The following is a 20163-nucleotide window of genomic DNA, read 5'->3' on the forward strand; positions in this document are numbered from 1 at the left end:
CACCGTTTCACAGCTCCCGAAAAACCTCACCTCAAGTCTCCCGGATATTCTCACCTGTGCGGTGTCGCCGGCTTCCGGGTCAAGTCTGCGCGAAACGCGCGGCGGCTTCGAAACGGGACGGCCATGGGCCCGAAGCGTGCTCGCATTCGGGGCACGCGACTTCAAAGCCGTCGTCACCGTGTGACAGTTCCGGCTCGCCGTCGCAATGCGGGCACCGGGCCGGCGCCGGAATCTCGTGATCCAGCGAGGTGCCGATCGCGGCATACGCGTTCGCATCGAGTTGTCCGGCATCGGCCAGGCGCCGGAGCAGCGCGGCGATTTCCGGATTCATCCCGCGGTTCGCGCGCAACGCGTTCGCGTCGCGCATCGCGCGGTCCAGTTCGTCGCTCTGGGTACGCAACTGTTCTTCGAGCCGGTCGGCGCGCGCCTTGGCCGAGCTCAATTGCTGCAGGAAATCGAACTCCTTGCGCTGAACGTCGCGCAACCCGCTCTGGTAGGTCGACGCCATGCTGCGCAACGCGTCCAGTTCGACCAGCATCGGCTTGACGCGGCGTTCGGCTTCGGCCACCGCATCCTTGATTTGCTGCGCATAGTGCTCGGTGCGCTGCTGCAATTCGGCTTGCAACGCATCGATGCGGTCGCGCAACGCGGCATTCTGGGCCTGTTCGGCATCGAGGCGGCCGGCAGCCGCGGCCAGTTCCTTTTCCAGTCGGGCGACCGTGGTGAGCAACGTTGCTTCGCTTGCCGAACCGTGCGTGGTCTGCGACGCAAGCTGGACCTCGAGTTCGGTCACCCGCGCCTGCAATTGCTCGTTTCTCGCTTCGCCGCGCGCGAGCGCTTCTTCAAGCGTTTCCTGGCGGACGGTTGCGTCACGCAACCGCTGTTCGGCCGCGGCCACATCGGCGCGAACCTGCTCGCGGTCGCCGTCGAGGCTGTCGCGCGCCGCTTTCAACGCCTCTTCATAAAGTGCGCCCAGCAATGCGCCGGCCTTTTCCTCGACGGCCTTCGGGATCGCCGCGCCGTCGAGCCTGATCTTGGAGGCGGAACGGATGCGCTCCCAAAAGTGATCGATGTCTTTCGGGATGTCGCTGGCGCTGCCGGTCTGGGTGAGATCGCGCACGTTGGCGGCCGACGGCCGGATGCCGAGATCGAAAAACAGGCGCTTGCACGCATGCAGCGACAATTCCTGACGCCGTGCACCGCTTGCGCGCAGCGATTCCAGTTCTTCCCGAATGACTTGACGCATTTCGTCCAGGGTCATGACAACACTCGCAGGCAATGAAGTGTTGCAATCATAACGAAACACGTATTTCTTGATACTTATTTCGACGGTCCGTTGTGAATTTACGTCGTTTCGCACCGAAATCAGCGCTGCGAACGCGTTTGGCCGAAGGTGGCCTCGGATTCCGTGAAACAAAGCGAAGAAAATCATCCAAGTCTTTGTTCGGCAAGCGTTTTTCAGCGGACCCCGAATTTTGGTATTTGTTTCACATGACATCGGATCCGATGGCCCGTGGGTGTTCAGGGGTCGGGGTATCTGTGGAAAACTCGTCAACCGATGTCTTGAGAGTATTAGAAGTAAACACCCTTGAACCCTTAGTTAAAAACGTTAACGCCACGGCACAGCCTTGTGGCACAAGGCTTTCCGGCCGACAAGGTGAAGTTTTACGGGAGCCAAGGTGATCTTCTGCGGGAGCTGACGTGATGGGGTTCGGGGAGCTGCGTGAGCCGTTGCAGGAAGGGTCGTGAGCGGATTCGGGATCACAGTAAAACACGAGTTTTCCCAAAGGTGAGGGTTTTCGGGGCCATACAGCCATGGAACCCGCACTGCGCCTGACCGCACAGTTTTCTGCCTGTGCAGACATAGGTGAGAATTTGCGGGACCTGTTTCGCGCCCCGATTCTGCCCATTTTTTGGGCAGATTGGATGAAAGGTGAGATTTCACGGGACCTCGCGGGAATTTGCTGTGAGGATTTCCGGGAAGCGGACGCCATTTTGCACAGCAAAAGTGCTCTCCGGTGCCTGTGATGCCCCAAAGGTGAGGTTTTTCGGGAGGGAAATCCGGGTCTTCCTGCCCCTTTGCGCGCAAGGTGAGCTTTTTCGGGGCATGGATCACAGGCTGTGGCTTGGCTGAAAGGTGAGATTTTCCGGGAGAGATATCTGCTCGAAAAATGGGCAAAGGTGAGGCTTTTCAGGACCAGGGACCGGTCGAATTCGCCGAAAAGCCCGCCAGGACTGGAAGAAATCTCGTTTTTGCTGTGCCACTTTTTGGCACAGGTGAGATTTTTCGGGGGCGGGCCTACGGTCGTCGTATGAAGGATTCCAGCTGAAAGGTGAGGCTTTCCGGGAGATCGCGACGATGCACAGCCAAATGCCTTCTGTGCATAAGTATCGGAAGAAATTGAAGTTTTTGATACCGGGCCGGTTACGGTGAGGTTTTTCGGGAGCCATTTCCGTGCCCGCCGCCGTGCCGCATTTGATTGGTAAGGTGAGCGTTTTCGGGAGTCGTTGGCGCTCGGTCCCGCGTCCGTCGGGCATTTATCGGTATCCGGACGAATCGACCTGCTGTGCTCGAGGTGAGTATTTTCGGGACCCGATACGATTTGCACGCTGTACAATGCGCGCCCGGGCCAGCCAATCACGCGTTGTTCGGGCCGCGCGTGCCGGTTTCCGCGGTGCTTTCCCCTATGTCGGAGCCGAATCGACTTCCTCGCGAGCCGTGCCTGTACATGCATACAGGCCGGTGTGCTTCAGTCGCGGACGGGCGGTGAGGTGCAGTCGCAAGCCTGTGTCGAACTCTCGGCTGCGCAGTCGCAAAATTACGACAAATCGAAAGGTGAGCCGATACGGGAGTCAATTCCGCACGTGTCGCGCACAGGGGAAATTCTGTGAATCGGCGCATGCCGCGGCACGTCTGGAAGAGTCCGGAACGCCGCCCTGGCCGACCGGTGAGCGTTTTCGGGAGGGGTTCGGGTGAGTGCCGTTTTGCCGGCGCGCTTCACCGGCTATGGTGAGCATGTCGTTCTGGACGCACATCACCGCAGGCGCTATCCTTCCGGGAAACTTCTCCTCCGACCCGACGTATGGCCACGACGAAGCGCGCCAAGAAAACCGATGTGGATGTGGTGAGTGCCAGTTCAGCCGAATTGCGAAAGGCCGTCGAGGCGATCGCCATTCAGCCGAAGAGCGGCAAGATCACGCTCCTCACTCGCAAGCTGTTCAATGTCCTGCTGGCCGTCGCGCAGCAGGCCGACGATTCGGGCGATACGTATCGCGCGCTGCTGTCGGACATCGTTGCCAACTCCGCTTTCGATTCGAACGACACCGCGTTGGTGAAGGAACACCTGCGTCGCATGGTGTCGGTGCAGGTCGAATGGAGCACAGGGACGTCGAGCCAGAAGCCGGGCCGCAAGTGGGGGATCTCCACGCTGATTGCCGATGCGGAAATTCTCGAGGATCCGACCACCCGCCGCGTATGGGTCGAATTCTCGTTCGCGCCGAAGATCAAGAAGAAGCTGCTCGACCCGGTCCAGTATGCGCGCCTGAGCCTGCAGTTCCAGAGCCAGCTACGCAGCAGCGCGGGGCTCGCGCTGTACGAGATCTGCGTGCGCTACCTGACGAACCCGAGCCATTTGACGATGCGCGAGCCGTGGGAATGGTGGCGGCCGATTCTGTCGGGCACGCCCGACACGGAAGCCGGCGACGAAGCGAAGCGCGAGTACAAGTACTTCAAGCGCGACTACCTGCGTCCCGCGATCGCGGAAGTCAATGCGGTCACCAACATCTTCGTCGAACTGATCGAGCACCGCGAAGGGCGTCGGGTGGCCGAGATCCAGTTTCGCGTGACCGAACGCAAGCAGCCGATGCTCGCGCTCGACGAACACCCGAACGTGTTCGACAGCACGCTGGTCGACCGGATGGTGAAACTCGGGATCCCGCTGAAGGAAGCACAAACACTCTATGCGGACAGCGAGGAAAACCGGATTCGCGCCGCATTGCAGATGACCGAGCAGCGGATGCGCAGCACGACGCTGCCGCCGGTGCGCAGCGCGCCGGCGCTGTTCAAGGACGCGCTGAAGAAGGGTTATGCGCCGCCGGTCGAGTCGGTCGACGCGCTGCCTGCCGGCACGCCGTCCGCGAAGGCTGCGGCTGCGCAGCCGGACGATCTGAAGGCTCGCCTGCTGAGCGAGTTCGCGGCGTTCCGCCGCAAGGAAGCGAAGGTGCTGTACGAGGAGCAGGGCGACGCGGAGCGCGAAGTGGCGCGTGAGTCGTTCGAATCCGAGGCATTGCCGACGATGGGCTCGCATCTGCGCGACGACTGGCGCAAGCGCGGCCTCGATTCCAAGCTGGCCGAGACGGCCTTTTTCGACTGGCTGGCCCAGAAGACCTGGGGCGAGCCGACGGACGGCGACCTGCTGTCGTTCACGCTGAACCAGTCGCGGGCCGCTTGAGGCCCGCTCAGGCCCGCTGACGGGCCGCCGCCGGTCCCATCCGTTGGTCGGGCGGGGCCGGCGCCCGTGTCAGGCTCTGCCGGCCGCTTCCATTACTCCGACAACAGCATCCGCTCGAGTTGCTCGAGGATTGCGTCGCGCTTGTCCTTCGGGAGGCCGCGCAGGCGCAGTTCGATGCGGTCTTCGCCATACGATTTCAGATCGCCGACAGACTTGCCGCCGAGCTTGATCTCGAGACGCTGCGCGTAGCGCTGACGGCCCGCGACCTTCGGCGTCTCCTGTGCCGCGACGCGGCCCTTGACGATGTCCGACACCTGGCGCGTGCTGAGGTCGTCCGACACGATCTTGTTGATCAGCCGCAGCGTCGCCTCGGTGCCGCGCGCGTTGTGATAGCGGCCGACCTGATACGCCATGTTCGATCCGAAGCGATCGGGGCGCGCGACCATTTCCTGCATGATCGCTTCCGGCAATTTGCCGATCGACAGCGCGACAGCCACCGTCGACTCGTCGAGGCCGAGATGCTCGGCGAGTTCTTTCTGGCTCTGGAAATGCTTGTCGTCGAGGAAGCGGCGCCACACGACGGCATTGTCGAACACCGTCTGCGAATCGCGCTGAACGTTGAGATCATAGCCGAGCTTGTAGCTCTGGATGCCGATCGGCACGTCGATCACGATCGCCTTGACCGACTCCTTGTTCGCTTCCTTCAGCGCCCGCACGCGGCGGCCACCATCGCTGACGAAATACGTGCCCGGGTTGTCGTAATCCGGAATCACGTGGATCGCTTGCTGCTGCCCTTGCTTCGCAAGGTTCACCGCGAGTTCGGCAATCGACGATTTCAGATAGAAGTGCCGCGGGTTGAACGGGCTATGTTTGATCGCCTTCAGCGGCAACTCGATCACCTGCCCGGGGGCATAGCGATTCTCGAGACGCCACGCGCGATATTGCTGCGATTCGTCGATCGACGGGTCGATCGTGAATTCCGGAGCAGGCGGCGGTGCGATGTCCTTCTTCGCGGATTTGGTCGACGCCGGGGGCGGCGTCTCGGACTTGACGATGCCGTCGATCGCATTGAGCCGATCGAGCGCCGTGCGCTTCTCGCTCGTCGTGATATCCGGGCGCGCTTGGAATCCTTTGGCAAATTGGGAGGGTTTCATGTGACTCCTTTGTGCGCATAAAGTCAGGGCAGCATGGCGACGATTTCGTCGGCACATGCGCGAATTTCGGAGGCGGCCAGCTTGCCGCCACGATCGTTCATTTGCAGCACGGTCTGACCGAGCGCCATCGCCTGCTTGTACGCTTCCCGAGTCGGGATCTGCGTCTTCAGCAACGGAAAGCCGAGTTCCTCGAGTGCACGCTTGAGCTCGCGGGTCAGCATGCGTTTCTCTTCGGTCTTGTTCAGCAGGAAGACCGCGCGGAGGTCTTCGTTCATCACCTGCGCTTGCTGAATCAGTTTGACCAGCCCGACGCTCGACCAGTAATCGGCCGGCGACGACGATGTCGGGATCACGGCAATCGATGCGGCCAGCAGGACGACACCCGAGACTTTCTCGGTGATCGACGGCGGGCAGTCCACGACGATGATGTCGTAATCGTTGATGAACTTCTTGATCTCGCGATGGATCTGGCCGTCGGCTTCGGCAAGATTGACGACCGGAAACGGGATGCCGTTTTCGCTGTCGCCGGATGCGCTCGACCAGTGAACCAGCGTGTTTTGACGGTCAGCATCGATGACGAGGACGCGCTTCCCTTTTTCATGGAACGCGGCGCCGAGATGCATGGCAATCGTGCTTTTGCCGACGCCACCTTTTTGTTGAGTGACTGCAATGATTTCCGCGGCCAATTTTCACTCCTGTTTTGGTCGTTGGAATTCTACAGGACGATATTTGAATTTCAATGAAATTGTCGGTCGACAACGACGCATTGGCCATTCGGACGATCGGTTTATGCGCATAAACGAAGTGGCGACGATGGGTAGCTCGTTGGGGCGGTGTGTTGGAGATGGCGACGCTGAGGTAGAGCGGCGATGGGCTGCGTGGGTGGGAGTGGTCTTCACGCGCTACATCGCCGGGCACCTGTTCGTCACGGGGATATCTCGTTGCGCTGCCCTTTTCCGGGGTGGATAGGACTGTCGGCGAGTCGGGGAGTTTGTGCGCATAAACTCCGCAGTGGGCGAAGCGATGAACTCTGTGGGGAGCGTGCGTGTCGGGCATCTGCGAGCGAGCGATCTGCGCGCTCCGAGGCGAATGCGCGTCCGTGAGTTGCGTCCGTGAACGGGCATTCAGGGTGACATTCTGTCCGCCCCGCAGCGTTTATGCGCATAAACCAGACGCAACGATGATCCGCGATGAAGGGCCGCAGCCGACACCTCACCGAATCAGGCAACCCATGATGTCGCGTCGGGACGGTCTGTCGTTTGCAGCGATCGCCCGGTGCCGTCTCGTGTCGGCATCGCCCAAGGCCCGAGTCAAGCCGTGCGTCGCCCGACAATCGCCGGCATTATGCGCATAAACCTGCCCCAGGCAGGCCGCCGATGATGTCGCGCTGGGTGGCTTATCGATACAGCGATCGCCCTCTGCCACCTTGTGTCGCATACGTCCACGCCCGGAGTCGCGCGTCGCCTCGGCCAAAAATCGCTGGCTTTATGCGCATAAACCACTCGACGCGCCGGGCCATCACGCTCCCACCATCGGAGATAACCTGTGCGACACATGGCTGGGCAAATTGCAGTCCGCGAATCCTGCGCACCAGATGTTCTAGCTTTATGCGCATAAACAACGGCTCTTTGAAGCGTTTTCGAACACCGGAGACACGCTCTTCCATTACAGCGCGTCGCTAAACCGAACCGTCTCAGCCACTTGTCGAAAGGAACGCCACCCGGTCTCGGCTGAACCACGCCAGCAAGCCCCTCAATGCAGAGTGGCTACAATACAGGGCTCCCCCACCCAGGCTTGAATGATGATCACGATCTACCACAACCCCCGATGCTCGAAGTCCCGCGAGACGCTTGCGTTGGTCGAGTCGCTGAATACCGCCGGCACGCCGTTGACCGTCGTCGAGTATCTGAAGACGCCGCCGACCGTCGAGGAACTGGAAACGCTGCATCAGCAGCTCGGCCGGCCGGTCCGCGACATGCTGCGCGACGGCGAGGAGCCGTACAAGGCGCTGAATCTGGCCCGCACGGATCTGACCGACGCCGAAGCCTACGCGGCGATCGTCGCTCATCCGATCCTGCTGCAGCGCCCCATCGTCGTGTATCGCGGCAAGGCGGCTATCGGTCGACCGCCCGAGTCCGTGAAGGCGTTGTTCGAATAATTCTTGTCCGGCGTATTTTTCTTATTGCATCAATGCGGCCCAGCCCGGCACGCGCAACGGCATCCAGGCCGACGCAACCTCCAGGCCGCCTGCTAGCCGTCACCGGAACGATACGCCGACATCGCGGCGCCTCGGGCGTGAACACGCCCTAGCCGCCGCCGGCCGGCCCGTCATCATCATCCGGCTCCCGCCCCGCGGCCGCTTTCGCGGCCGTCCGCAACAGCGCGATCTGCCCGCGATAGGCGCGGCATCCGCTGCAGGTCGGCAGATGCACACGCACCTGCAGGCGCTCGTGCAGTGTCAGAGGCCGGTCGAGCGCATCCGACAGCAGTCGTGTCACGTCAGTACATTTCCCCGGCAGCATCTTCGGTCGTCAGTCCTTTTTCGCTCAGGCAGGTTCGCAGGCGCGTGCGTGCCCGGTACAGCAGCACGCTGCAATGATTCGTCGTCAGCGTCAATTCGCTGCAGATGTCCGGAATCTCGACGTCGAGAAATTCGCGCATCATGAACACGCGTCCGATCTGCTCCGGCAGATGGTCGAGGCACACCTGGAACAGCATCCAGAACTGCTGTTGCTGCAACAGCGTCTCGGGTTTCGGCCACGGTCGCGGTTTCGCATGCGCGGCCCAGTGCCCGTTGTCCTTGAACAGTTCGCGATCGAGCACGGATTCGCCGTCGAGCTCCGCATCGAGCTCGGTCAGGCTCACCATCCGCTGCCGCGCGCGCAGCACGTCGATCAGCTTGTTGCGCAGGATGGCGAACACCCACGTCTTGTGGGCCGATAGCCCCGCGAACTCGCCGGCATGCGACCACGCGGCGGCCAGCGCCTCCTGCACGGCGTCTTCGGCCGCGTCGGCATCGCGAAGCTGGAGTCGTGCGAAGCGCAGCAGATCGTGGCGCAGTTGTGCGAGATAGGTGGGGTCGTCGTATGCGGACGGCATGTGTGGGTTGTCGTGTTTCGAAGCGATCGCGCATGCGTCACGGAACGGGCGCATCGCTGTGCGAGCAGCTTACTGGTTGCGGTGCCGGCCTGCAACGCCATGTTCGGTCGCGATTTCATGAAGCCGGCCGCCGCGCTGCGCTATGCTTGCCGAACCTCTCGGCTCGCATGTCGAAGACGCCGCGCGGCGGGAAAACTGTAACGTCGGAACATAACGGTCGAGTTATCCACAATTTCTGTGGAAAACCTTGTGGAAAGTCGGCCGGACGGCCCCGTCGGACGGCTCGCGGGCTGGCTTGCCTATAAACAGACCTTTGTCGCCCATTCGGAAGCAATCGCTCCGATTCCTCACTTACCGGAAGGAGAATGCCATGTCCTATCGAATTGCGGTCGTCGTCGGCAGCCTGCGCAGCGCTTCGACGAACCGTGCGCTCGCGCACGCCGTGATCTCGCTCGCCCCCGCCGATTTTTCGTTCGAGTTCGTCGAGATCGGCGAGCTGCCGCTGTACAGCCAGGACTACGACGCGAATTTCCCGGAAGTCGCGAAGCGCTTCAAGCAGTCGATCGAAGCCGCCGACGCGTTGCTGTTCGTCACGCCCGAGTACAACCGGTCGATTCCGGGCGTGCTGAAGAATGCGCTCGACTGGGGCTCGCGCCCGTGGGGTTCCAATTCGTGGTCGGGCAAGCCGGGCGCGGTGCTCGGCACGTCGCCGGGCGCGACGGGCACCGCACTCGCGCAGCAGCACCTGCGCAACGTGCTCGCGTACCTCGACGTGAAGACGCTCGGTCAGCCTGAAATGTTCATCAAGCACGATCCGGCGCGCATCGACGACCAGGGGCAGATCGTCAGCGAGGACACGCGCAAGTTCCTGCAGGGCTTCGTCGATCGCTACGCGGGCTGGGTGCGCCTGCTGAAATCGGCATGATGTCGTTGGCCTGATCGCCGCCGCGCCCGTTCACGCAGTCGCGCCGGCGCCGGCCCGCACGTGGCCGGTCACGCGCCGGCGTGTCGTGCGTCGCGCGCTTCGCGGATGCCCAGCAGGATCTCGTCGAGCAGCGCGATATCGAACGGCTTCGACAGCACGCGGACGTTGACGGTGCGCGTGCGGTCGAGCTCCTCCGCATAGCCCGTGACGAGAATCACGGGCAGCTTCCCCGGCCGCTTCTCGACCGCTTCGGCAAGGTCGATGCCGTTCATGCGGCCCGGCATGTGGATGTCCGAAATCACGAGGTCGAACGCGTCGTTCGCCGCGGCGCCCTCGATCAGGCGCAACGCGTCGTCGGCGGTGGGCGCATAGGTCACGCGATGACCGAGCAGCGACAGCAGCGCTTCGGTGCCGGCCGCGACTTCGCCGTTGTCCTCGACGAGCAGCACGTGCAGGCCGGCGAGCGTGCCGTTCCCCGCATCGTGCGCGCCGGCCGCCGGCCGTGCGACGACGTCCTCGGCGCGCGCGCGCGGCAGGTACAGACGTACCGACGTACCGGCGCCGACCGCGCTGTCGATCGTCGCGAGGCCGCCCGAGCGTTCGCAGAACGCGAATACCTGCGGCAGGCCGAGCCCCGTCCCCATCCCCTGCGCCTTCGTCGTGAACAGCGGTTCGAATGCGCGGGCGAGCACGTCGGGCGCCATGCCCGAACCCGTGTCGTCCAGCGAGATCTGCACGAACTCGCCCGTCAGCGGGAAGCCGTCCTCGCGGCGCAGCGTGACATTGCGCGCACCGACCGTGAAGCGTCCGCCGGTCGTCATCGCATCGCGCGCGTTGACCGCGAGGTTGATCACCGCGAGCTCGAGCTCCGCGACATCGACGCGAATCGGCCAGACGCCCGGGTCGATCGCGACGACCAGCGACGACTTCGACCCGAGCGATGTCTTCAGCAGTTCGCGGCACGTGCCGAGCCATTGCCCGATGTCGATCGTCTCGTTGTGCAGCGGCTGCTTGCGCGCGACGCCGAGCAGCTGGCGCGTGAGCGACTGCCCGTTCTTCAGCGCGCGTTCGATCGCGCCGAGCTCCTTGTCGAGATGCTGGACGCCGCGCCGCCGCGCGATCTGCACGTTGCTGGAGATGATCATCAGCAGGTTGTTGAAGTCGTGCGCGACGCTGCCGACGAGATTGCCGAGCGCCTGCATCTTGCGCGACTGCCGGTACGCCGATTCGATCGAGCGCCGCATCGACGCTTCGGCCTGCCAGCGGTCCCACGCCTCCTCTTCCGCCTTCAGACGCTTGAGCGACAGCCAGATCACGGACCACAGCGCGACCGACGGCGCGAACATCGAGATGAACAGCACGCTCAGGTGTTCGTACCATTCATGCCAGATCGCCGACGTGCGGTATGCGCAGGTCACGAAGACCGGGTAGCTGCCGACCTGGCGATACGCGACAATCTCGCTGCTCGCGCCGTCGTGGCGCACGCGCACGACGCCCGCGCGCGGATCGTTGTGCGCATTGCCGAACGTGACCGAGCGATCGGTGTGCGCGAGCGACGGCGGCGGCGGATACGACGCGATCACCGCGCCGTCCGAGCGCGCGAGCGCCATCGTCATCGGCGTGCTCGCGCCGCCGAGCAGGTCGCGGTAGAACGCGTTGAAATACGACGACTTCAGTGCGATCGACACCATGCCGGCGAACGAGCCGTCGCTATGGCGTCGCGCGACGCCCGTGTTGAATACGGGAATGTTCTCGAGCTTGAGCGGCCCCATCATCAGCCGCGAGATGTGTTCGATGACCTTGCCGTCGCGGATGCCGGCGAAGTCGTCGCGGTTCGCGATCGACGCGTACGGCGCCGGATAGTACAGGCTGTTGGCGAGCAGCATTCCGCTCGCGCCGAAGATCGACACGGCGGCCACCTGCGGATAGCCGCCGCCGATCGTGTTCAGCGCTTCGTGGATGTCCGATTCCCTGCTGCGCACGGCTGCGTCGTCCATGTCCTGCACGAGATCGACGATGCGCGCATCGAGCGTTTCGCTCAGGTCGAACACCTTGAGCGCATGCTCCTCGGCGACGCGCACGGTGCGCATCGTCACGTCGCTCGCCGCGGCCTCGCGCGCCTTCAGGTCGTTGTACGCCATCACCGCCACGTAGATGCACGGCAGCACGATCGCCGCGACGAGCAGCACGATCAGCGTCACGCGGCGTACCGCGAAATCGTGCTCGGGCGCGCCGGACGCGTAGCTGCCGTCGTCCTGCCAGTCATCGGCGGGAGCGGGGGCGGGAGCGCGGGAGTCGGCAGGCCGTTCGGACGTCATCGAGGAAAGCGGGTGAAGCGGAGGTGTCTGCCATCATAAACGAGTTGCGGCGGCCCGCCGCGCGGCGCCGTACGGGCGCAATCCTGTCGTATGTGACAGAGGTAAACCGTCAGATTGAAAACGCGACGAATCCGGCAGCGCAAACGTACACAAGGAAAAATTTTGCGTGCTTATCTCGAAAATGGTCGCGCCTGTTTTCGGAATGGCGCGCGATCGGATCGATTCTGTTCGAAATGGTGAATATGGCGAGTTGCATCGCCTCCGGTTTACTCCGAGAATCGCGCCTTGCTTTCCCTATGACAGATACATGCGCCCGCCGGCGATTGCCGCGCGGTGCGTCGCGCGCACCTGCGTCGCGGCGCACCGTGCGCGGCCGCAAGGCGGTTGCCCGCGCCCGAAACGCATGGCACCTAAAGAAGTGCGCCGCGCGGTCGTTAACGCGAGAGAGACCATTCCGTATACCGCATCGCCCCATGCCTTTGCCGATTGTAATTGCCGACGATTCGCTGCTCGCTCGCAAACTGCTGACAAAGGCGCTGCCGGGGGATTGGGACGTTGACGTCGCGTATGCAGCGAATGGTCGCGAGGCCTTGGCGCTCTATCGTGACGGCAAAGCTTCCGTGATGTTTCTGGACCTGACGATGCCCGACATGAGCGGATATCAGGTCCTGGAAACACTGCGCCACGAAGATCTGAACACGTTCGTGATCGTGGTATCCGCCGATATCCAGCCGCAGGCGCAAGCACGCGTGCGTGAATTGGGCGCGATCGCATTCGTTGCCAAGCCCGTGACGTCGGAGGCATTGCTGCCCATTCTCAAGGAGTATGGGTTGTATGCCTGAATCGGTGTTCACGGCGGAGCAACGCGACGCGTTGCAGGAGATCGCCAACCTTGCAATGGGCCGCGCCGCCGCGCGGCTGGCGTTGCTGCTCGGACATTTCATCGAGCTGTCGGTGCCGCGCGTGCGCGTCGTGAAAGCGGCCGACGCGAGCGACGCGCTGCGCGAGATGACAGGCATTCACGACAACGTGACCGCCGTGCGCCAGGGCTTCCGTTCCGACATCAAGGGCGAGGCGATCGTGCTGTGCCGCACGGCGGGTGTCGCGCGGCTCATGTCGGTCGTCGACCGCACGTTCGGCGACGGCGTGTACGGCGGGATGGCGACGCCGGACGAGCTCGTGTTCGACGTCGCGAACGTGCTGATGGGCGCCTGCGTCGCGTCGATCCTGGACGAACTCGGCCGCAAGCCCGTGTTCTTTCCGCCGGGGCTGCTCGGCGCGAACGTGTCGTTCGACGACGTCTTCCAGCCGAACGAACTGGGGTGGAGCGTCGCGCTGCTGCTGGAGGTGAACTTCGGGCTCGAGGACCACACGTTCCGCGCGCATTTCGTGATGCTGATGGCCGAGGATTCGATCCGGCTGATGGGCGACGCGCTCGACGCGTTGCTGTCCGCGCTATGACGGCCGCCGCCCCTTCGCTGAGCGACCTCGTGATCGAGCGGGTCGGCTTCGGCCTGTTCGTGCTCGACCGTTCGATGACCGTCCTGATGTGGAATCGCTTCATGCAGGACCACAGCGGCATTCCCGCCGCCGACGTGATCGGCCGCAACCTGTTCGACCGCTTTCCGGATCTGCCGCGCGCATGGCTGTCGCGCAAGCTCGAGAGCGTGTTCCAGCTCGGCAGCTTCGCGTTCAGCTCGTGGGAGCAGCGGCCCTACCTGTTCCGCTTCGAGCACGACCGGCCGATCACGGGCGGCGTCGACTACATGCAGCAGGACTGCACGTTCATGCCGCTCACGCGCGGCCGTGACGTCGAGGCCGTATGCGTGACGATCTCGGACGTCACGCATGTGAGCGTGATGCAACGGGAGCGCGAGGAAGCGGTCGCGAAGCTGCGCGAACACGCGAATCTCGACGGGCTGACCGGCATCGCGAACCGGCGCTTTTTCGAGGTGCGGCTCGGTGACGAATTCGCGCGCTGGCAGCGCTACGGCGGCGACCTGTCGGTGCTGCTGTTCGACCTCGATCACTTCAAGACGATCAACGACCGCTTCGGGCATGCGGTGGGCGACGCCGTGCTGCGCGAGACGGCGCGCCGCGTCGCGTCGATCGTGCGCGCGCAGGATACGTTCGGCCGCTTCGGCGGCGAGGAATTCGCGCTGCTGCTGCCGTGCACGAATCTCGACGAGGCGATGCGGGTGGCCGACAAGGTGCGCGAGGCGATCGGCAGCGTGCCGGTCGACGCCGAGGGCGTCAGCGTGCCGGTCACGGCGAGCGTCGGCGGCGCGTGCGCGAAAGCCGGCGCGTCGACCTGCGACGTGCTCGTGAACGAGGCCGACGCCGCGCTCTATCGCGCGAAGCGGCTCGGGCGCGATCGATCGGTCGCGTACGCCGACTGACCGCGCCCGCCGCGCTCAGCTTTTCGCGATGTCGGCGAGCACGCCGGCCAGCACGGCCGGCTGCGACACGAACGGCGAGTGGCTGCTGTCGAGCTGGTGCACGTGGGTCGGGTTGCCGGGCGCGAACGCGTCGGCTTCGTCGATGAAGCGCTGCTGCAGCGCGGGCAGGATCACGCGATCGGCCAGGCACTTGACGTAGTGGCGGTCGATCGCGCCCCAGCGCGCGGCAGTCGTCGGGATCGCGGTCGCGAACGGCGCGGCCGGCACGTCGCAGCTCATCAGGTTCGCGACCGCATCGAAGTCGGCCTGCGGCACGTCTTCGTACAGCGCGCGCTTCATCAATTCGCGATACGCGGCATCGCCGCTGTGCGGATCGATGCGCAGCGCGCCGGCCACGCGCGGGCTCGCGAGCATCAGCGGGCCGAGCAGCTCCCCGTTGTTTTCCGGCGCGCGCACGTAGTCGAGTCCCGGTACGCCCGACGCGGGCATGAAGGCCGCGAGATAGACGATCTTCGCGATCTTCTCCGGCGCGCGTTCTGCGGCCGCCGTGATCGCGAGGCCGCCCATGCTGTGCCCGACCAGCACGACCTTGCCGCGGCCGAGCGCGTACGCGTCGTCGACGGCCTGCATCACCTGCGTCGCGTAGTCGTCGAGCGTCGTGTTCGCGACCGGCGACGGCTCGGCGCCGAACGCGTCCTTGTCGAGCGGCCGCGCGAGATACGACGCGGGAAAGCGTGCATGGATGCCGTGCGCGGGCAGGTCGCGCGCGATCGACAGGTAGCCGCGCGCGGCGAGCGCGGCCGCCACGTGGGCATAGCACCACGCGCCATGCCATGCGCCGTGCACGAGCACGAAAACGGGATGATCGGACTGCGGGGTGGCGGTGTCGTTCGTCTCCATGGTGTCCGTGTTTTTTCGAGAAAGGTGTTCATCTTAGACGAAGCCGCGCGCCGCCCGGCATGAACGCCGGGCCCGAGCCAGCGCCGGTTCGCACCGGCCGTCGCGATACAGGCCATTTGTCTCGTACAGGCCACATTTCGTCCTGATCTGATTTGAATTTGCGCCGAAGCGCGCTAATTTGTCGGTTTGCCTGCGATTGCACCCCATGAACGTCGACTATCTCTTCTATCGGAAGCCGGACAAACCCGGCCCCTATTCGCTCGACGACCTGGGCGACATCGCGCCGCCGATCGGCCCAGGTGAACTCGTGCGCGCGGGCATCGCACGCGTGTTCGAGCAGATCGACTGGCAGGAATCGCCCGACGTGCCCGGCGCGTGGTTCGGCACGGGCGGCGCGGTGTTCCAGTTCACCGCCGAGCCCGACGGGCGCGTGACGAGCTTCATGGGCTCGCGCCTCGAGCGCCGCTCGATGCTGCAGCTCACGCGTGAAATGGGGCTCATCGCGCTCGACCTGCAGCGCGACATCGTCTACGGCTGACGCGCCGCGCGGCATCCCTTCGCGAAGGCCGGCCGCACCGCCCTCGCGGCGGCGCTCGACACCCCGCCAGACCTGGCGCGTGTCCGCCATCGACCTTCAAAGATTGCTATACTTTCGGCCAATTCCGGCTTCCGGCCGGTAATTTGTGCCTGTCTGCGTCGATCGTTCGCATATCTCGCTCGCATTCGACGCCCTGACCATCCCAGCCGGGCATGGCTTCTTCAATCGCCCCGCGTGGGTGTCTCCGTGGAGCTCGTCTTGGCCGTTTCCCATTCCGTCGTGGACGAACAAGAAACCGACGCCGCTGCCGTCACATCGGGCAGTTCTTTCTATCTGGCGATGCGCATCCTGCCGGCCGCGCAGCGCGATGCGATGTTCCAGGTCTACGCGTTTTGCCGCGCGGTCGACGATATCGCCGACAGCGACCTGCCGCGCGCCGAGCGCAACGCGGGCCTCGATCGCTGGCGCGCGGACATCGACGCATGCTTCGCCGGCCGCCCGCCGCGCCACCTGGCCGCGCTCGATCGCGAGATCCGCGCGTTCAACCTGCAGCGCGCCGATTTCCACGCGATGATCGACGGGATGGCGATGGACGCGGTGGAAGACATCTGCGCGCCCGACGAACCGACGCTCGACCTCTTCTGCGATCGAGTGGCGAGCGCGGCCGGTCGGCTGTCGGTGAGGATTTTCGGGATGCCGGAAGCCGAAGGGATCACGCTGTCGCACCACCTCGGCCGTGCGCTGCAACTGACGAACATCCTGCGCGACATCGACGACGACGCGGCGATCAACCGCTGCTACCTGCCGCGCGAGCTGCTCGCGCGCGAAGGCATCGCGATCACCGATCCGGCGACGATCGTGCGCGATCCGGCGTTGCCGCGCGTGTGTGCAACGCTCGTCGAGCGCGCGCTCGAGCACTTCCGCCAGGCCGACGCGGTGATGGACACCTGCCCGCGTGCGCAGGTGAAGGCGCCGCGCATCATGTCGGGCGCGTATCGCTGCATTCTCGACGCCGCGATCGCACGCGGCTTTGCCGCGCCGCGCGCACCGCTGCGCAAGCCGAAGGCGCGCATGCTGATGATCGCCGCGCGCTACGCGCTGTTCTGAGTCGACCGACGCGATGCCCAGAACCGTCCACGTGATCGGCGCAGGACTCGCGGGCCTGTCGGCCGCGGTCGAGCTGCAACGTCGCGGGCGGCGCATCGTGCTGCACGACGCGCATGCGCACGCGGGCGGCCGCTGCCGCTCGTGGTTCGACGGGACGCTGAGCACGACGCTCGACAGCGGGCTGCACACGGTTTTCGCGGGGCAGCCGGCGACGCAGCGCTACCTGCGCGCGATCGGCGCGGCCGATCAGCTCGCGGGGCCCGCGCTGGCGGAATTCCCGGTCATGGACATCGCGTCGCAGCAGCGCTGGACGCTACGCTTCGGCAACGGCCGTTGGCCGTCGTGGCTGTTCGATGCCGCGTCGCGCGCGCCGGGCACGACGCCGTTCGACTACCTCGCGCTGGCTCCGCTCGCGTTCGCCCGCACGGGCCGCTCGCTTGCGCAGACGATGCGATGCGACGGCGTGCTGTGGGATCGCTGGCTGCGACCGTTTTTCCTCGGGGTGCTGAATATCGAGCCGCGCCACGCGAGCGCCGAGCTCGCGCGCGCCGCGCTGTGCGGCACGTTCGCCGCGGGCGGCCCCGGCTGCCGTCCGCTCGTCGCGCGCCGCGGGCTCGGCAGCGCGTTCGTCGAACCGGCGCTGCGGATGCTGCAGTACGGCGGCGCGCAGATCCGCCTGAATTCGCGGCTCGATGCGTTCGAATTCGGCGCGCACGGCAATGCGGTCGACGCGGTGTCGGTCGGCGGCGAGCGCATCGATCTCGCGCCGGGCGACGCGGTCGTGCTGGCCGTGCCGCCCGAGGTCGCGCGGCCGCTCGTGCCCGAACTCACCGCGCCCGACACGTTCAGCGCGGTCGTGACCGCGTATTTCGCGGTCGAATCGTCGGCCGGCAATCCGTTGCAGACGACCGTCGTCAACGGCGTCGTCGACGCGGTGCGTACCGGCGACGGCCAGCTCGTGGCGACGATCCGCGATGCGGGGCGCTGGCTCGACTTGCCGCGCGACACGCTCGCGCGGCGCATCTGGGAAGACGTCGCGCGCGTGACCGGCGCGAACCCGCAAGCCATTCCCGCGTGGCAGCTCGTCGTCGAGCCGCGCGCGGGCTTTGCGGCGGTGCCGTCGCAGGAAATGAAACGTCCGGCCGTGCGTACGCGCTGGACCAATCTTGTACTCGCGGGCGACTGGATTGCCACCGGCTTGCCCGCCACGATCGAGGGCGCGATCCGTTCCGGCCAGCTGGCCGCGGACGTGCTCCAGACGCAATAAACAGAGGGACCGATGAACGATCTCACCGAAATGGCTACCCTGTCCGCCGGCGCCGTGCCGGCCGGCGTCGACGCGGCTGTCGCGCGTGCGACCGACGCGCTGCTCGCGGCGCAGCAACCGGACGGACACTGGGTCTACGAACTCGAAGCGGATTCGACGATTCCCGCCGAATACGTGCTGCTCGTCCACTATCTGGGCGAGACGCCGAACCTCGAGCTCGAACAGAAGATCGGCAAGTATCTGCGCCGCATCCAGCAGGCCGACGGCGGCTGGCCGCTGTTCACCGACGGCGCGCCGAACATCAGCGCGAGCGTGAAGGCGTATTTCGCGCTGAAGGTGATCGGCGACGACGAGAATGCCGAGCACATGCAGCGCGCGCGCCGCGCGATCCATGCGATGGGCGGCGCCGAGATGTCGAACGTGTTCACGCGCATCCAGCTCGCGCTGTACGGTGCGATCCCGTGGCGCGCGGTGCCGATGATGCCGGTCGAGATCATGCTGCTGCCGCAGTGGTTCCCGTTCCACCTGTCGAAGGTGTCGTACTGGGCGCGCACCGTGATCGTGCCGCTGCTCGTGCTGAACGCGAAGCGTCCGCTCGCGAAGAACCCGCGCGGCGTGCGCATCGACGAGCTGTTCATCGACCCGCCCGTCAACGCCGGGCTGCTGCCGCGCCAGGGCCACCAGAGCCCGGGCTGGTTCGCGTTCTTCCGCGTGGTCGACCATGCGTTGCGCGCGGTCGACGGCCTGTTCCCGAGCTATACGCGCGAACGCGCGATCCGTCAGGCCGTGTCGTTCGTCGACGAGCGCCTGAACGGCGAGGACGGCCTCGGCGCGATCTATCCGGCGATGGCCAACGCGGTGATGATGTACGACGTGCTCGGTTACGCGGAAGATCATCCGAACCGCGCGCTCGCGCGCAAGTCGGTCGAGAAGCTGCTCGTCGTGCACGACGACGAAGCGTATTGCCAGCCGTGCCTGTCGCCCGTATGGGACACGTCGCTCGTCGCGCATGCGTTGCTCGAGACCGGCGACGCGCGTGCGCAGGCAGCCGTGCTGCGCGGCCTCGAATGGCTGCGTCCGCTGCAGATCCTCGACGTGCGCGGCGACTGGATCTCGCGCCGCCCGAACGTGCGGCCCGGCGGCTGGGCGTTCCAGTACGCGAACGCGCACTACCCGGACGTCGACGATACGGCCGTGGTCGTGATGGCGATGGATCGCGCGCAGAAGCTCACGCAGTCGGACACGTATCGCGAATCGATGGCGCGTGCGCGCGAATGGGTCGTCGGCATGCAAAGCAGCGACGGCGGCTGGGGCGCGTTCGAACCGGAAAACACGCAGTACTACCTGAACAACATCCCGTTTTCCGATCACGGCGCGCTGCTCGATCCGCCGACGGCCGACGTGTCGGGCCGCTGCCTGTCGATGCTGGCGCAGCTCGGCGAGACGCCGCTGAACAGCGAGCCGGCGCGCCGTGCGCTCGACTACATGCTCAAGGAGCAGGAGCCGGACGGTAGCTGGTACGGCCGCTGGGGGATGAACTACGTGTACGGCACGTGGACCGCACTGTGCTCGCTGAACGCGGCCGGCCTGACGCCGGACGATCCGCGCATGAAGCGCGGGGCGCAGTGGCTGCTGTCGATCCAGAACAAGGACGGCGGCTGGGGCGAGGACGGCGACAGCTACAAGCTGAACTACCGCGGCTACGAGCAGGCGCCGAGCACGGCGTCGCAGACGGCCTGGGCGCTGCTCGGCCTGATGGCGGCCGGCGAAGTGAACAACCCGGCCGTTGCGCGCGGCGTCGACTACCTGGTTGCCCAGCAGAACGAAGAGGGCCTGTGGGACGAGACGCGCTTCACGGCGACGGGCTTCCCGCGCGTGTTCTACCTGCGCTACCACGGCTATCGCAAGTTCTTCCCGCTGTGGGCGCTCGCGCGCTACCGCAACCTGAAGCGCGCCAATGCGACGCGCGTGACGGTCGGGATGTAACGCGTGCCGACGACGCAGC

The 20163-nt window shown here is 65.1% G+C and carries 17 protein-coding genes; 10 read left to right on the forward strand and 7 right to left on the reverse strand.

The window, feature by feature from the left end:
• Positions 1-79: 79 nt before the first annotated feature.
• The gene (locus QZM15_RS09480) at positions 80-1261 is read right to left on the reverse strand and encodes a DNA-binding protein (protein ID WP_059581468.1); all 1182 of its coding nucleotides are present in this window, start codon (positions 1259-1261) and stop codon (positions 80-82) included.
• Positions 1262-3083: 1822 nt separating this feature from the next.
• On the opposite strand from QZM15_RS09480, the gene QZM15_RS09485 reads away from it, so the two are divergent.
• The gene (locus QZM15_RS09485) at positions 3084-4451 is read left to right on the forward strand and encodes a replication initiation protein (RefSeq protein WP_059581471.1); all 1368 of its coding nucleotides are present in this window, start codon (positions 3084-3086) and stop codon (positions 4449-4451) included.
• A gap of 92 nt (positions 4452-4543) precedes the next feature.
• Here the strand turns inward: QZM15_RS09485 and QZM15_RS09490 are convergent, their stop codons facing one another.
• Together QZM15_RS09490 and parA are read right to left on the reverse strand one after the other, a co-directional pair.
• A complete protein-coding gene (locus QZM15_RS09490; protein ID WP_226224078.1) occupies positions 4544-5605 on the reverse strand; it encodes a ParB/RepB/Spo0J family partition protein in 1062 nt (353 codons plus the stop codon).
• Between the two features lie 23 nt (positions 5606-5628).
• The gene (parA, locus tag QZM15_RS09495; RefSeq protein ID WP_059581476.1) at positions 5629-6291 is read right to left on the reverse strand and encodes a ParA family partition ATPase; all 663 of its coding nucleotides are present in this window, start codon (positions 6289-6291) and stop codon (positions 5629-5631) included.
• A gap of 1115 nt (positions 6292-7406) precedes the next feature.
• On the opposite strand from parA, the gene arsC reads away from it, so the two are divergent.
• A complete protein-coding gene (gene arsC, locus QZM15_RS09500; RefSeq protein ID WP_302106365.1) occupies positions 7407-7763 on the forward strand; it encodes an arsenate reductase (glutaredoxin) in 357 nt (118 codons plus the stop codon).
• 148 nt (positions 7764-7911) lie between these two features.
• Here the strand turns inward: arsC and QZM15_RS09505 are convergent, their stop codons facing one another.
• Positions 7912-8127 carry a zf-HC2 domain-containing protein gene (locus QZM15_RS09505; protein ID WP_124860089.1) on the reverse strand — a complete coding sequence of 72 codons (216 nt, stop codon included), beginning with the start codon at positions 8125-8127 and terminating at the stop codon, positions 7912-7914.
• Positions 8105-8704, reverse strand: a complete 600-nt coding sequence (locus QZM15_RS09510; protein WP_302106274.1) for an RNA polymerase factor sigma-70 — start codon at positions 8702-8704, stop codon at positions 8105-8107. Before QZM15_RS09510 ends, QZM15_RS09505 begins: the two co-directional genes overlap by 23 nt.
• 370 nt (positions 8705-9074) lie before the next feature.
• Between QZM15_RS09510 and QZM15_RS09515 the strand changes: the two genes are divergently transcribed.
• Positions 9075-9629: an NADPH-dependent FMN reductase gene (locus QZM15_RS09515; protein WP_059581481.1), complete on the forward strand. Its 555-nt coding sequence runs from the start codon at positions 9075-9077 to the stop codon at positions 9627-9629.
• A 68-nt stretch (positions 9630-9697) separates the two neighbouring features.
• On the opposite strand, the gene QZM15_RS09520 is transcribed toward QZM15_RS09515, so the two are convergent.
• On the reverse strand, positions 9698-11947 hold the full coding sequence (locus QZM15_RS09520; RefSeq protein WP_302106275.1) for a hybrid sensor histidine kinase/response regulator: 2250 nt from the start codon (positions 11945-11947) through the stop codon (positions 9698-9700).
• 473 nt (positions 11948-12420) lie between these two features.
• On the opposite strand from QZM15_RS09520, the gene QZM15_RS09525 reads away from it, so the two are divergent.
• Genes QZM15_RS09525 through QZM15_RS09535 form a run of 3 tightly spaced genes read left to right on the forward strand, consistent with a single transcriptional unit; the run spans position 12421 to position 14346 of the window.
• Entirely contained in the window at positions 12421-12789 is a 369-nt protein-coding gene (locus tag QZM15_RS09525; RefSeq protein WP_011548759.1) for a response regulator, read from the forward strand.
• Complete coding sequence (locus tag QZM15_RS09530; protein ID WP_059581485.1) at positions 12782-13408, forward strand: chemotaxis protein CheC; 627 nt, start codon at positions 12782-12784, stop codon at positions 13406-13408. The genes QZM15_RS09525 and QZM15_RS09530 overlap by 8 nt, the downstream gene beginning before the upstream one ends.
• Complete coding sequence (locus QZM15_RS09535) at positions 13405-14346, forward strand: GGDEF domain-containing protein (protein ID WP_059581488.1); 942 nt, start codon at positions 13405-13407, stop codon at positions 14344-14346. The genes QZM15_RS09530 and QZM15_RS09535 overlap by 4 nt, the downstream gene beginning before the upstream one ends.
• 15 nt (positions 14347-14361) lie before the next feature.
• Here the strand turns inward: QZM15_RS09535 and QZM15_RS09540 are convergent, their stop codons facing one another.
• Positions 14362-15246: an alpha/beta fold hydrolase gene (locus QZM15_RS09540; protein WP_059581492.1), complete on the reverse strand. Its 885-nt coding sequence runs from the start codon at positions 15244-15246 to the stop codon at positions 14362-14364.
• Between the two features lie 205 nt (positions 15247-15451).
• Between QZM15_RS09540 and QZM15_RS09545 the strand changes: the two genes are divergently transcribed.
• The 4 genes from QZM15_RS09545 to shc all read left to right on the forward strand — a co-directional run bounded on the left by QZM15_RS09545 (position 15452) and on the right by shc (position 20144).
• Positions 15452-15784 (forward strand): hypothetical protein, encoded by a 333-nt coding sequence (locus QZM15_RS09545; RefSeq protein ID WP_059581495.1) that lies wholly within the window; start codon positions 15452-15454, stop codon positions 15782-15784.
• A 258-nt stretch (positions 15785-16042) separates the two neighbouring features.
• Positions 16043-16891, forward strand: a complete 849-nt coding sequence (gene hpnD, locus QZM15_RS09550; RefSeq protein ID WP_059581498.1) for a presqualene diphosphate synthase HpnD — start codon at positions 16043-16045, stop codon at positions 16889-16891.
• Between the two features lie 13 nt (positions 16892-16904).
• Complete coding sequence (gene hpnE, locus QZM15_RS09555) at positions 16905-18158, forward strand: hydroxysqualene dehydroxylase HpnE (protein ID WP_302106276.1); 1254 nt, start codon at positions 16905-16907, stop codon at positions 18156-18158.
• Positions 18159-18170: 12 nt separating this feature from the next.
• A complete protein-coding gene (gene shc / locus QZM15_RS09560) occupies positions 18171-20144 on the forward strand; it encodes a squalene--hopene cyclase (RefSeq protein ID WP_059581505.1) in 1974 nt (657 codons plus the stop codon).
• Positions 20145-20163 lie beyond the last annotated feature (19 nt).

This window comes from Burkholderia sp. AU44665 (assembly GCF_030504405.1).
Lineage (GTDB): Bacteria > Pseudomonadota > Gammaproteobacteria > Burkholderiales > Burkholderiaceae > Burkholderia > Burkholderia semiarida.

Bases quoted from the DNA above. Each gene is read 5' to 3' on its own strand.
- QZM15_RS09510 (WP_302106274.1), bottom strand. From the start codon at position 8,704: ATGCCGTCCGCATACGACGACCCCACCTATCTCGCACAACTGCGCCAC.
- QZM15_RS09515 (WP_059581481.1), top strand. From the start codon at position 9,075: ATGTCCTATCGAATTGCGGTCGTCGTCGGCAGCCTGCGCAGCGCTTCG.
- QZM15_RS09520 (WP_302106275.1), bottom strand. From the start codon at position 11,947: ATGACGTCCGAACGGCCTGCCGACTCCCGCGCTCCCGCCCCCGCTCCC.
- arsC (WP_302106365.1), top strand. From the start codon at position 7,407: ATGATCACGATCTACCACAACCCCCGATGCTCGAAGTCCCGCGAGACG.
- shc (WP_059581505.1), top strand. From the start codon at position 18,171: ATGAACGATCTCACCGAAATGGCTACCCTGTCCGCCGGCGCCGTGCCG.
- QZM15_RS09540 (WP_059581492.1), bottom strand. From the start codon at position 15,246: ATGGAGACGAACGACACCGCCACCCCGCAGTCCGATCATCCCGTTTTC.
- QZM15_RS09530 (WP_059581485.1), top strand. From the start codon at position 12,782: ATGCCTGAATCGGTGTTCACGGCGGAGCAACGCGACGCGTTGCAGGAG.
- QZM15_RS09525 (WP_011548759.1), top strand. From the start codon at position 12,421: ATGCCTTTGCCGATTGTAATTGCCGACGATTCGCTGCTCGCTCGCAAA.
- QZM15_RS09485 (WP_059581471.1), top strand. From the start codon at position 3,084: ATGGCCACGACGAAGCGCGCCAAGAAAACCGATGTGGATGTGGTGAGT.
- hpnE (WP_302106276.1), top strand. From the start codon at position 16,905: ATGCCCAGAACCGTCCACGTGATCGGCGCAGGACTCGCGGGCCTGTCG.
- QZM15_RS09505 (WP_124860089.1), bottom strand. From the start codon at position 8,127: ATGCTGCCGGGGAAATGTACTGACGTGACACGACTGCTGTCGGATGCG.
- QZM15_RS09545 (WP_059581495.1), top strand. From the start codon at position 15,452: ATGAACGTCGACTATCTCTTCTATCGGAAGCCGGACAAACCCGGCCCC.
- QZM15_RS09480 (WP_059581468.1), bottom strand. From the start codon at position 1,261: ATGACCCTGGACGAAATGCGTCAAGTCATTCGGGAAGAACTGGAATCG.
- QZM15_RS09490 (WP_226224078.1), bottom strand. From the start codon at position 5,605: ATGAAACCCTCCCAATTTGCCAAAGGATTCCAAGCGCGCCCGGATATC.
- QZM15_RS09535 (WP_059581488.1), top strand. From the start codon at position 13,405: ATGACGGCCGCCGCCCCTTCGCTGAGCGACCTCGTGATCGAGCGGGTC.